The sequence below is a fragment of the Kitasatospora sp. SC0581 genome (genome assembly GCF_048159585.1).
Lineage (GTDB): Bacteria > Actinomycetota > Actinomycetes > Streptomycetales > Streptomycetaceae > Kitasatospora.
Window position 1 is genome coordinate 1 of the sequence record NZ_JBLRWA010000040.1, and the last position, 12,136, is coordinate 12,136.

At 72.9% G+C, this 12,136-nt stretch carries 10 protein-coding genes; 7 read left to right on the forward strand and 3 right to left on the reverse strand.

Annotated elements, in window-relative coordinates; genetic code table 11:
- Positions 1–288: 288 nt before the first annotated feature.
- The 4 genes from ACLWS4_RS34435 to ACLWS4_RS34450 all read left to right on the forward strand — a co-directional run bounded on the left by ACLWS4_RS34435 (position 289) and on the right by ACLWS4_RS34450 (position 4,914).
- Positions 289–2,880 (forward strand): sensor histidine kinase, encoded by a 2,592-nt coding sequence (locus ACLWS4_RS34435; protein WP_117491707.1) that lies wholly within the window; start codon positions 289–291, stop codon positions 2,878–2,880.
- A 152-nt stretch (positions 2,881–3,032) separates the two neighbouring features.
- On the forward strand, positions 3,033–3,713 hold the full coding sequence (locus ACLWS4_RS34440; protein WP_049657530.1) for a response regulator: 681 nt from the start codon (positions 3,033–3,035) through the stop codon (positions 3,711–3,713).
- Between the two features lie 65 nt (positions 3,714–3,778).
- The gene (locus ACLWS4_RS34445) at positions 3,779–4,186 is read left to right on the forward strand and encodes an OB-fold nucleic acid binding domain-containing protein (RefSeq protein ID WP_049657528.1); all 408 of its coding nucleotides are present in this window, start codon (positions 3,779–3,781) and stop codon (positions 4,184–4,186) included.
- 2 nt (positions 4,187–4,188) lie between these two features.
- The gene (locus tag ACLWS4_RS34450) at positions 4,189–4,914 is read left to right on the forward strand and encodes a DUF3159 domain-containing protein (RefSeq protein WP_234348601.1); all 726 of its coding nucleotides are present in this window, start codon (positions 4,189–4,191) and stop codon (positions 4,912–4,914) included.
- Between the two features lie 83 nt (positions 4,915–4,997).
- On the opposite strand, the gene ACLWS4_RS34455 is transcribed toward ACLWS4_RS34450, so the two are convergent.
- Both ACLWS4_RS34455 and ACLWS4_RS34460 read right to left on the reverse strand, forming a co-directional pair.
- Entirely contained in the window at positions 4,998–5,669 is a 672-nt protein-coding gene (locus ACLWS4_RS34455) for a potassium channel family protein (protein WP_049657526.1), read from the reverse strand.
- Complete coding sequence (locus tag ACLWS4_RS34460) at positions 5,669–6,337, reverse strand: potassium channel family protein (RefSeq protein WP_049657525.1); 669 nt, start codon at positions 6,335–6,337, stop codon at positions 5,669–5,671. The genes ACLWS4_RS34455 and ACLWS4_RS34460 overlap by 1 nt, the downstream gene beginning before the upstream one ends.
- A gap of 248 nt (positions 6,338–6,585) precedes the next feature.
- Between ACLWS4_RS34460 and ACLWS4_RS34465 the strand changes: the two genes are divergently transcribed.
- The gene (locus ACLWS4_RS34465) at positions 6,586–8,661 is read left to right on the forward strand and encodes an APC family permease (RefSeq protein WP_049657522.1); all 2,076 of its coding nucleotides are present in this window, start codon (positions 6,586–6,588) and stop codon (positions 8,659–8,661) included.
- A gap of 419 nt (positions 8,662–9,080) precedes the next feature.
- Positions 9,081–10,430 (forward strand): class I SAM-dependent RNA methyltransferase, encoded by a 1,350-nt coding sequence (locus ACLWS4_RS34470; RefSeq protein ID WP_416876212.1) that lies wholly within the window; start codon positions 9,081–9,083, stop codon positions 10,428–10,430.
- A gap of 76 nt (positions 10,431–10,506) precedes the next feature.
- Here ACLWS4_RS34470 and ACLWS4_RS34475 read toward each other — a convergent pair whose 3' ends face one another.
- Positions 10,507–10,701 (reverse strand): hypothetical protein, encoded by a 195-nt coding sequence (locus ACLWS4_RS34475; protein ID WP_143204452.1) that lies wholly within the window; start codon positions 10,699–10,701, stop codon positions 10,507–10,509.
- Between the two features lie 401 nt (positions 10,702–11,102).
- Here ACLWS4_RS34475 and ACLWS4_RS34480 point away from each other — a divergent pair, with 401 nt between their 5' ends.
- Positions 11,103–12,053 (forward strand): LysR family transcriptional regulator, encoded by a 951-nt coding sequence (locus tag ACLWS4_RS34480; RefSeq protein WP_074000661.1) that lies wholly within the window; start codon positions 11,103–11,105, stop codon positions 12,051–12,053.
- Positions 12,054–12,136 lie beyond the last annotated feature (83 nt).

Below are 12,136 nucleotides of genomic sequence, written 5' to 3' on the forward strand. Positions count from 1 at the left end.
GAGAGTAGGACGCCGCCGAACAATTCTTCAGAAGAACCCCCATCCGGGTCCCGGATGGGGGTTCTTCGCATTTCCGGGCCGATGTCGGACACCACCGCACCCCGACCCCTCCGGAGCCCTCCCGAACGACCCCCGCCAAGTGGCTGGTCCACCGTCAATATGCCGCTAAAACCGCCTGATCAGCGCACTGATCAGCGGAAAATCGCGTCGCACGCCGTAGTCTCGAAGGCAGGGGGAACAGGTGTCCGGGGGTGTTCTCCGGGCCGGGTCGGATCAAGAATGGTGCTCATGGGACGAGGCAGGCTGCGCATCTACCTCGGGGCGGCCCCCGGGGTCGGCAAGACGTACGCCATGCTCGCCGAGGCGCACCGGCGGCAGGAGCGGGGCACGGACGTGGTGGTCGCGTTCGTGGAGGACCACGGCCGCCGGCGGACCGCGGACATGGTCGCGGGGCTGGAGGTCGTGCTGCGGCAGCAGGTGGTGCACCGCGGTGCCCGGTTCTCCGAGATGGACCTGGACGCCGTCCTGGCGCGCCGCCCGCAGGTGGCCCTGGTGGACGAGCTGGCCCACACCAACGTCCCCGGCTGCCGCAACGAGAAGCGCTGGCAGGACGTCGAGGAGCTGCTGGCGGCCGGGATCGACGTGATCTCCACCGTCAACGTGCAGCACCTGGAGTCGCTGGGCGACGCCGTCGAGGGCATCACCGGGGTGCGCCAGCGCGAGGCCGTCCCGGACGAGGTGGTCCGGCGGGCGGACCAGATCGAGCTGGTGGACATGTCCCCGCAGGCGCTGCGGCGCCGGCTGGCGCACGGCAACGTGTACGCGCCGGAGAAGATCGACGCCGCCCTCGCCAACTACTTCCGCCCGGGCAACCTGACCGCGCTGCGCGAGCTGGCGCTGCTGTGGACCGCGGACCGGGTGGACGAGTACCTCCAGAAGTACCGGGCCGAGCAGGGCATCGAGGGCACCTGGCAGGCCCGGGAGCGGATCGTGGTGGGCCTGACCGGCGGGCCCGAGGGGGCGACGCTGATCCGCCGGGCGGCCCGGATCGCCGCCAGGGTCTCCGGCGGCGAGCTGCTCGCCGTGCACATCTCCCGCTCGGACGGGCTGGTGGGCTCCGGCTCGCCGCAGACGCTGATCGAGCAGCGCGCGCTGGTGGAGAGCCTCGGCGGCTCCTTCCACGCCGTCCTCGGCGACGACCCGGCCGGCGGGCTGCTGGACTTCGCCCGGGGCGTGAACGCCACCCAGATCGTGCTGGGCACCAGCCGGCGGCCCGGCTGGCAGTACCTGTACGGGCCGGGCGTCGGCACCATCGTGACCCGGGAGGCCGGGGACATCGACGTCCACATGGTCACCCACGAGCACGCCGGGCACGGGCGGCGCGGCAAGATACCGGTCCGCCGGATCACCGACCTGGGCCGTACCCGGACGGTCGGCGGCTGGCTGATCGGACTGGTCGGGCCGCCGCTGCTGGCGATCGTGCTGACCGCGATCGGCGGGCTGGGGCTCTCCACCGACATGCTGCTGTTCCTGTCGCTGACGGTGTGCGCGGCGCTGGTGGGCGGGCTGCTGCCGGCGATCGGCTCGGCGCTGGTCGCCTCCTCCGTCCTGAACTACTACTTCACCCCGCCGCTGCACACCTTCACCATCAACGAGCCGCAGAACATCATGGCGGTGGCGATATTCACCATCGTCGGCATATCGGTGGCGTCGGTGGTGGACCTCGCGGCCCGGCGCACCCAGCAGGCCGCCCGCAGCCAGACCGAGGCGCAGACGCTCAGTGCGCTGGCCGGCACAGTGCTGCGCGGCGCGCCCAACGGCGACGGGGTGCTGACCGCGCTGATGGAGCAGGTCCGGGAGACCTTCGGGCAGGAGAGCGCCGCGCTGCTGGAACGGCCGGACCCGCTCTCCGCCTGGGCGCCGGTGGCCACCGCCGGCCCGCGCCCGCCGGAGCGGCCGGAGGAGGCCGACGTGGACGTCCCGGTCGGCGACAGCCTGGCGCTGGTGCTGCGCGGCCGGGTGCTGCCCGGGGCGGACCGGCGCCTGCTCGGCGCGTTCGCCGCCCAGGCCGCCGTGGTGCTGGAACGCCGCCGGCTGGCCCGGGAGGCCGCCGAGGCCCGCCGGGAGGCCGAGGGCAACCGGATCCGGACGGCTCTGCTGGCCGCCGTCTCGCACGACCTGCGCACCCCGTTGGCGGGCATCAAGGCCTCGGTGAGCTCGCTGCGCTCGGCCGACGTCGACTGGGCCCCGGAGGACGAGGCCGAGCTGCTGGCCGGCATCGAGGCCGGGGCCGACCGGCTGGACCACCTGATCAACAACCTGCTCGACATGAGCCGCCTGCAGACCGGGACCGTCACCCCGCTGATCCAGGAGACCGACCTGGACGAGGTGGTGCCGTTCGCGCTCGGCGGGGTGCCGCTGGAGTCCGTCCGGCTGGAGGTCCCGGAGACGCTGCCGATGGTCCGGGCCGACGGCGGGCTGCTGGAGCGCTCGCTGGCCAACCTGGTGGAGAACGCCGTCAAGTACAGCCCGGACGGGGTCAGGGTGCTGGTCAAGGCCGACGAGCTGCGGCAGCCGGGGCGGCCGGCCCGGGTCGAGCTGCGGATCGTGGACCGCGGCCCGGGGGTGCCCGAGGACGCCAAGGAGCGGATCTTCGCTCCGTTCCAGCGCTACGGGGACGCGCCGCGCGGCGCCGGGGTGGGCCTCGGACTCGCGGTGGCGCGCGGCTTCGTCGAGGCGATGGACGGTACCGTCACCGCCGAGGACACCCCGGGCGGCGGACTCACCATGGTCGTCAGCCTGCCCGTGGTCGAACGGCCGCCCGAACCGGGGGAGCGGGGCGGCGAGGGTGGCGGCCCGCTCCCGGACCTGATCACCTGAGAACCGGCGGCGCACCGGCCGGGCCGTCGCTCCTCCGGGGGCCGGCGCGCCTCCCGGGCCGTACGCCGCACAGCACGTCGCACGTCGCACCGAACGTCGTAGAGCAGTCCCCAGTCCGTAAGTCAGACAGCCCTGAAAGGCGGAGCCCGTAAATGACCCGGGTCCTCGTCGTGGACGACGAACCGCAGATCGTCCGCGCGCTGGTGATCAACCTCAAGGCCCGCAAGTACGAGGTGGACGCGGCCCATGACGGCGCGAGCGCCCTGGAGCTGGCCGCGGCCCGCCATCCGGACGTGGTCGTCCTCGACCTGGGCCTGCCCGACATGGACGGGGTCGAGGTGATCCGCGGCCTGCGCGGCTGGACCCGGGTGCCGATCATCGTGCTGTCGGCCCGGCACGCCTCGGACGAGAAGGTCGAGGCGCTGGACGCGGGCGCCGACGACTACGTCACCAAGCCGTTCGGCATGGACGAGCTGCTCGCCCGGATGCGGGCCGCCGTGCGGCGGGCCGAGCCGGTGGCCGGGGAGGCCGACTCGCTGGTCGTCACCGAGTCCTTCACCGTCGACCTCGCGGCCAAGAAGGTCAACCGGGACGGCGCCGACGTACGCCTCACGCCGACCGAGTGGCACCTGCTGGAGGTACTGGTCCGCAACGCCGGGCGGCTGGTCAGCCAGACCCAGCTGCTCCAGGAGGTCTGGGGCCCGGCCTACCGCACCGAGACCAACTACCTGCGGGTCTACCTCGCCCAGCTCCGCCGCAAGCTGGAGCGCGACCCCTCGCACCCGCGCCACTTCATCACCGAACCGGGCATGGGGTACCGCTTCGAGAGCTGACCGCGACCGCCCCCGGCGGTCGCGCGGCCTGCCGCCGGGGGGCCGGAACCCGGTACCCTTCCGACATGAGTGGTGACAACAGCAGCGGCCCGCCGCAGGGGCGGTTCCGCCGCATGCTCAGCCGGCTGACCTCCTCGGCCGAGGAACTGGACGCCGAGGAGCTGCGTCAGGAGATCGCCGCGGAGTCCGGCTGCACGCCGATCGCCGGCTGCGGGGACCGCGAGCTGGTCACCGTCGCGGGCACGCTGCGCACGGTGACGCTCCGCCCGAGGGCGGGGGTGCCCGCCCTGGAGGCCGAACTCTTCGACGGTACCGAGGCGCTGGACGTGGTCTGGCTCGGCCGCCGCTCGATCGCCGGGATAGAGCCCGGCCGCCGGCTGGTCGCCAGCGGCCGGATCAGTCACGCACGCGGGCGCCGCGTGCTGTTCAACCCCCGCTATGAGCTGCGTCCGGTCGGACACGGGAGCGAATGAGCGTGAGCAACCAGCCCGGCGGCGAGGCCGCCGCCCAGCTCGACCTGGCGGTCGACCCCGCGGACGCGGAGGCCGCCCGCAGGGCCGCCTCCAAGGAGGCGGCCGACACCGTGCTCCAGGCCTTCGGCGGCGTGCGCGGCATGATCGACATGACGCTGCCCGGCCTGGTCTTCATCGTCACCTACAACCTGACCCACCAGGTCAGCACCTCGGCCTGGGCCGCGCTGGGCCTGAGCGCCCTGTTCGTGGTGGCCCGGCTGGCGAAGCGGCAGACCATCCAGCACGCCTTCAGCGGGGTGTTCGGGGTCGCGCTCGGCGCCTGGATCTCGATGAAGAGCGGCAAGGCCGAGGACTTCTACCTGCCCGGCCTGCTCTGGAACGTCGGCTACTGCGTCGCCCTGGCGACCTCCGCCCTGGCGCGCTGGCCGATGATCGGGGTGATGCTCGGCCCGATCACCGGCGAGATGTTCACCTGGCGCAAGGAGAACCCGGGCCGGCTGGCCGCCTACACCAAGGCGACCTGGGCCTGGGTGCTGATCATGGGCGCCAAGCCGGTGATCCTCTTCCCGCTGTACTTCACCCACAACGTCAACCTGCTGGGCTGGCTGAAGGTCGCCCTCGGCATCCCGCCGCTGCTGCTGGCGATGTACGTGACCTGGCAGATCCTGCTGAAGGCGCCGCCGCCGATCAAGGCGCAGCTGGACGAGGAGGAGGAGCCGGCGAAGTAGCCGCCTCCCGCCCGTCCCGAACGACGGAGAAGGGCCCGTACCCCGAGGGGTGCGGGCCCTTCTCCGTGTCGCGCGCTCCGGGGCTACTGGGCGCCCGAGATGGCCGAGAGGAGCTCTTCCAGCTCCTCCTCGCGCTCCTGCGCGGCGACGAAGAGCAGTTCGTCGCCGCCCTCCAGGGTGTCGTCCTTGCCCGGCACCAGCACCCGGCCCTCGCGGATGATGGTCACCAGCGCGGTGTCCTGCGGCCAGGCCACGTCGCCGACCCGGGTGCCGACCAGCTCGGTGTCGGAGGCCAGGGTCAGCTCGACCAGGTTGGCGTTGCCCTGGCTGAAGCGCATCAGGCGGACCAGGTCGCCGACGCTGACCGCCTCCTCGACCAGCGCGGACATCAGCCGCGGGGTGGAGACGGCGACGTCCACGCCCCAGGACTCGTTGAAGAGCCACTCGTTCTTGGGGTTGTTCACCCGGGCGACCACCCGCGGCACCGCGTACTCGGTCTTGGCGAGCAGCGAGACGACCAGGTTGACCTTGTCGTCACCGGTCGCGGCGATCACCACGTGGCAGCGCTGGAGCGCGGCCTCGTCCAGCGAGGTGATCTCGCAGGCGTCGGCCAGCAGCCACTCCGCCATCGGGACCCGCTCCACCGAGATGGAGTTCGGGTTCTTGTCTATCAGCAGGACCTCGTGGCCGTTCTCCAGCAGCTCGCCCGCGATCGAGCGGCCCACGGCTCCGGCCCCGGCAATGGCGACCCGCATCAGTGACCCTCCTCCTTCGGCCCCTGCGCGAACGCGGCCTCGACGGCCGTCAGGTCGGCCCGGCGCAGCATCACGTGCACCAGGTCGCCCTCCTGCACCACCATCTGCGGCGAGGGGAGCACCCCCTCGCCGAGCCGGGTGACGAACGCCACCCGGGTGCCGGAGGCCTCCTCCAGCTCGCCGATCCGGTGGCCGATCCAGCGCGGGTCGTACGCGACCTCGGCGAGCTGGACGCCACCGCTCGGGTCCTGCCACAGCGGCTCGGCGCCGCTCGGCAGCAGCCGGCGCAGCATCTGGTCGGCGGTCCAGCGGACCGTCGCCACGGTGGGGATGCCCAGGCGCTGGTACACCTCGGCGCGGCGGGGGTCGTAGATCCGGGCGGCGACGTTCTCGACGCCGAAGTTCTCCCGGGCTACGCGCGCGGCGATGATGTTGGAGTTGTCACCGCTGGAGACCGCGGCGAAGGCGCCGGCCTCCTCGATGCCCGCCTCGCGCAGGGTGTCCTGGTCGAAGCCGACGCCGGTCACCCGGCGCCCGTTGAAGCCGGCGCCCAGCCGACGGAACGCGGTCGGGTCCTGGTCGACCACGGCCACCGAGTGGCCCTGTTTCTCCAGGGCTCTGGCGAGGGCGGAGCCCACGCGGCCGCAGCCCATGATGACGATGTGCACCGGCGCTTACCTCACCCGTCCCGAAGGGGTCTTGACCTGCGCAAACACCGTTCAGCTCCGTTTCCCGCCCGGTCGTCCGGGACGAGGTTCCTCGTGGGGGCGCCGACCCGGCAACGCTCGACAACCAGAGTGTTGCCCGCCGACTCGTATCCGACACGCTAGCCGGTCCACCGAACGCAGTCGCGACGAAGGGGGGGACAAACGGCGGAGCCTTGACCGGGGAGCCCCTACGATTCCTTAACGTGCCTATGCCGACTGACCTTCCGAAACGCATCCTGATCGGGCGCGCCCTACGCAGCGACAAGCTGGGCGAGACGCTTCTGCCCAAGCGGCTCGCGCTGCCCGTGTTCGCCTCGGACGCGCTCTCCTCGGTCGCGTACGCCCCCGAGGAGATCCTGCTCACCCTCTCCATCGCGGGCGCCTCGGCGATCCACTTCTCCTGGCAGATCGGCGTCGTCGTGGCGATCGTGATGCTCGCCGTGGTCGCCTCGTACCGGCAGAACGTCCACGCCTACCCCAGCGGCGGCGGCGACTACGAGGTCGCGACCGTCAACCACGGGCCGGCCGCCGGTCTGGTGGTCGCCAGCGCGCTGATGGTCGACTACGTGCTCACCGTGGCCGTGTCGACCACCTCGGGCGTCGCCAACGTCGTCTCCGCGGTGCCCTCGCTGCGCGGTCACGAGGCGGTCCTGTCGGTGGTGGTGGTCGTCCTGCTGATGGGCATGAACCTGCGCGGTGTGCGCGAGTCCGGAAGCGCCTTCGCCGTTCCCACCTACGCCTTCATGGTCGGCGTGATCGGGATGGTCGGCTACGGCGTCTTCCGGCACTTCGCGCTCGGCCAGGACATGCCCGCGGAGAGCTCCGGGTTCCACCTCGCCGCCACCCCCGGCAACGACTCGCTGACCGGCTTCGCGATGGTGTTCCTGCTGCTGAAGTCCTTCTCCTCCGGCTGTGCCGCGCTGACCGGTGTGGAGGCGATCTCCAACGGCGTGCCGGCCTTCCGCAAGCCGAAGAGCAAGAACGCCGCCACCACGCTGCTGATGATGGCGAGCATCGCCGTCGTGATGTTCATGGGCATCATCTGGCTGGCCCGGCTGACCGGTGTCCAGATGGCCGAGAACCCGGCCGAGCAGCTCGTCGGCTCCTCGCCCGGCTACCACCAGAAGACCGCGCTGGCGCAGATCAGCGAGGCCGTGTTCAACAACTTCACGCCCGGCTTCTACTTCGTCGCCGGCGTCACCGGCCTGATCCTGGTGCTCGCCGCCAACACCGCCTTCAACGGCTTCCCGGTGCTCGGCTCGATCCTCGCCCAGGACCGCTACCTGCCGCGCCAGCTGCACACCCGCGGCGACCGGCTGGCCTTCTCCAACGGCATCATCCTGCTGGCGATCGCCGCGATCCTGCTGATCCTCGCCTTCGACGCCGACCCGACCCGGCTGATCCAGCTCTACATTGTCGGCGTCTTCGTCGCCTTCAACATGAGCCAGTCCGGCATGATCCGGCACTGGACCCGGCTGCTGCGCACCGAGACCGACCCGGCCAAGCGCCGCCACATGCAGCGCAGCCGGGCGATCAACGCCTTCGGCCTGGTGATGACCATGGCCGTGCTGATCGTCGTACTGGTCACCAAGATCGGCCACGCCTGGATCGCGATCGCCGCGATGGCCGTGCTGTTCGTGATGATGAAGGGCATCCGGCGCCACTACGACCGGGTCTCCGACGAGCTCATCGCCGCCGAGGAGCCGGACGACGTGGTGCTGCCCACCCGGGTGCACGCCATCGTGCTGGTCTCCAAGCTGCACAAGCCGGCGCTGCGCGCCCTGGCGTACGCCCGGCTGGCCCGGGCCCACACGCTGGAGGCGGTCACGGTCAACGTCGACCCGGCGGACACGGCGGCGCTGCGGCGGGAGTGGGACGAGCGCGGCATCGAGGTGCCGCTCAAGGTGCTGGACTCGCCGTACCGCGAGATCACCGGGCCGGTCCTGGACTACGTGAAGAACCTGCGGCGCAGCAGCCCGCGGGACGTGGTCTCGGTCTACATCCCGGAGTACGTGGTCGGCCACTGGTACGAGCACCTGCTGCACAACCAGAGCGCGCTGCGGCTCAAGGGGCGGCTGCTGTTCAAGCCCGGTGTGATGGTCACCTCGGTACCGTGGCAGCTGGAGTCCTCCGAGCGGCGCAAGCCGCAGAAGGCCTGGTCGGCGCCGGGCGCCGTCCGGCGTGGCGAGCCTCGGGCGCCGAAGGCCGTAAAGTCGAAGGATTCCGTCTCCACCGGTACGAACGCCGGTGACAGCCCCGACCGCAGCAAGGACTCCTCCCAGTGACCCGCAACACTCCGCCCCGTTCCTCGGGCTCCTCCGGCGCCTCCGGCAAGGGCGCCCGCCGGGGCGGCTCCAAGCCCGGTCAGGTCTCCCGGCCGCGTTGGGGCCGGCCGTCCCGTCCGGAGGCCACCGACCGCGACGGCCTCACCGCGAGCACCGCGCCGTTCGTCCCGGGCGAGCGGGAGGACCGGGGGCCCGCCGAGCCGGTGGCCGGGAAGGGCTCCGCGGCGAAGGGTGCCGCAGGCAAGGGCGCTGCGGCCAAGGGCTCCACGGCCAAGGGCTCCGCCAAGGGATCCGGCAAGGACGCGCCCAAGGGTGCGGGCAAGGACGCCGGTCAGGGCGCCGGTCAGGGTGCGCCGAAGGGCGCCGCCGGGGCCGAGCGGAAGGCGCCGCGCAAGCAGGCGGTGCGGCCGCCCAAGGCGCTGCGCACCGCCGCCGCGCGGCCCTCGCGGCCCGAGGCGCCGTCCGGGGAGCCGCTGGTCGGGCAGCGCTACGAGGTCGAGGTCGGCCCGGTCGCGCACGGCGGCGGGCACTGCGTGGCCCGGCACGAGGGCCGGGTGCTGTTCGTGCGGCACGCGCTGCCCGGTGAGAGGGTCGTCGCGCTGGTGACCGACGGGACCACCACCTCGCGGTTCCTGCGGGCCGACGCGGTGGAGGTGCTGGAGCCCTCCAAGGACCGGATCGAGGCGCCGTGCCCGTTCGCCGGTCCGGGCAAGTGCGGCGGCTGCGACTGGCAGCACGTCACCCCCGGCGGGCAGCGCAAGCTCAAGGCGGCGGTGCTGACCGAGCAGCTGGCCAAGCTGGCCGGGCTCACCCCGGCCGAGGCCGGCTGGGACGGCAGCGTCGAGCCGGTCGGCGGCAAGCTGCCGGCCGGGCAGGTGCCGGCCTGGCGCACCCGGGTGCAGTACACGGTGGACGCCGAGACCGGGAAGGTCGGTCTGCGCAAGTACCGCTCGCACGAGGTGCAGCCGGTGGACCGCTGCCTGATCGCCGCCGAGGGCGTCACCGAGCTGGGCGTCGAGACCCGGGACTGGCCGGGCGTGGCGAGCGTCGAGGTGATCGCCGCGACCGGCTCCTCCGACCGCCAGGTGGTGCTCACCCCGCGCGACGGTGCCCAGCTGCCGCTGGTCGAGCTGGACAAGCCGGTGTCGATCGCCCGGGTGGACGAGCAGGGCGACGTGCACAAGGTGCACGGGCGCGGCTTCGTCCGCGAGCGGGCCGCCGGGCGGACCTGGCGGATCAGCGACGGCGGCTTCTGGCAGATCCACCCGGAGGCGCCGGACACCCTGGTCGACGCGGTGCTGGACGGGCTGGACCCGCAGTGGGGCGAGAGCGCGCTCGACCTGTACTGCGGAGTCGGCCTGTTCGCGGGCGCGCTGGCCGACCGGGTCGGCGAGGACGGCGCGGTGCTCGGCATCGAGTCCGCCAAGCAGGCCGTGGTCGACGCCCGGCACAACCTGGCCGCGCTGGACAACGTTCAGATCGAGTGCGACCGGGTCGAGACGCTGCTGCCGCGCACCGGCATCACCGCCACCGACCTGATCGTGCTGGACCCGCCGCGCTCGGGCGCCAGCCGCGAGACCGTCGCCCACCTGGTCGGCCTGGAGGCGCGCCGGATCGCGTACGTGGCCTGCGACCCGGCGGCGCTCGCCCGGGACCTGAAGTTCTTCCGCGAGGGCGGCTACCGGCCGGTGTCGCTGCGGGCCTTCGACCTGTTCCCGATGACGCACCACTTCGAGTGCGTGGCGATCCTGGAGCCGGCCGGGGAGTGATCCCGGGCGCCGGGAAGGCACGGCAGGAGGCGGTCACCCGTTCGGGGTGGCCGCCTCCGCCGCGTCCAGGGGCCGGCTACTCGTTGTGCTCCTCCTCGTCGACGCTGTGCGGGAGGTCGATGCCGTGCTGGGCGGCGAGCCGCAGGAGCGAGGCGACCCGGCCCTCGTACGCCTGGACGCCGTCGGCGTCCCCTTCGGCCCGGGCCGCCGCGAGGTCCCGGCGGGCCTGGGCGAGCTGCTCGCGCAGCTCCTGATCGAACATGGCTGTCATCGGTCGGCCTCCGCACCGGTCGGTGCCCGCTCGGGGGAACGCAGGGGGGTTTTCAGCGTCCCGGACGGTGGGTCGGTCTTCAAGTCCCGCTCCGCCTGGTGGCGGCACGGCGGTGGTGGGCGGGGGCCGGAGCGGGGCGGAGGGCAGGTGTGGGCGGGTTCCGGAGCGGGGTGGAGGGCAGGTGTGGACGCGACCGGAGCAGGGCGGAAGGTCAGGCGTCGGCAATGCACGGGTAAAAGATGGTGCGCGGAGTGCCGTCGGGTCCCGGGAGGGGACTTGACGAGGCAAATCGCCGGGGCGAAGGTGAGCAGCTGACATGTGATGTGTGCTGTTGCACCGCCCTTGGCGGCAGCCGCCCCGCGCCGTCGGCCGGGGCCGGCCGATGCGTGAGGGGGAGCGTCATGGAGTTGGAGCTGCGGCACCTGCGCGTGGTGTGCGCCATCGCCGACACCGGGAGCGTCGGCCGGGCCGCCGCCCTGCTCGGCGCCTCGCAGCCGGCGACCAGCACCCAGCTGCGCCGGATCGAACGCCACCTGGGCGCCCCGCTGTTCGAACGCACCGCCGCCGGTGTCGCGCCGACCGGCTTCGGGGTGGAGGTGCTGGCCGCCGCCCGGGAACTGCTCACCCGCGCCGACTGCCTGGGCCGCCGCGCGGAGGCTTCGGCGGGGCCCGCCCCGCGCGAGCTGCGGCTGGCGGCCACCAATGCCCCGATCCTGCCCGGGCTGGTCACCAGGGCCCGGCACCAGCGGCCCGGGCAGCGCTTCACCGTGACGTCGGTCTACCGCTCCTCGGACATCGTCGAGCTGCTGGAGCGGGGCGAGGCGGACGTCGCGGTGGCCGTGGACTACCCGGGCCGGGAGCTGTGCCACTCGCCGTCCGTCGCGCACCGCGGCATCGTCACCGAGCCGGTCTTCGTCGCGCTGCCGGCCGGCCACCGGCTGCGGCACCGCACCGAGGTGGCCCTGGCGGACCTCGCGGAGGAGGAGTGGTTCCTGACCCCCGACGACGGGGCCGGTTGGCACGGCGTCTTCCACGGGGCCTGCGCCGCGGCGGGGTTCGCCCCGGCGACCGTCCACGAGTTCCTCGGCGGCCGGCTGGAGCTCCAGGAGATGATCGCCGCCGGGCTCGGCATCTCCGTCGTCCAGGCCACCACCCGGCCGCTCGCGGACGTGGTGGTCAAGCCGCTGGCGGGGACGCCGATCTGGGTCCGGCAGCTGCTGGTCTGGCGGCCGGCCGGGGTGGGCGGGGAGGTGGTGGAGACGTTGTTCGGGGCGGCCGCCGCGGCGTACCGGGACCTGATCGCGGCCGCGCCGAGCTTCCAGGCGTGGGCCGCGCGGACGTACCGGTCGTAGCGGCAGTGGGCGGGGGGTCCGTGTTATGGCCGGGCCGGGAAATGTCATATGACCTGTGACATTGTTCTGACCTTCCGTCGCTG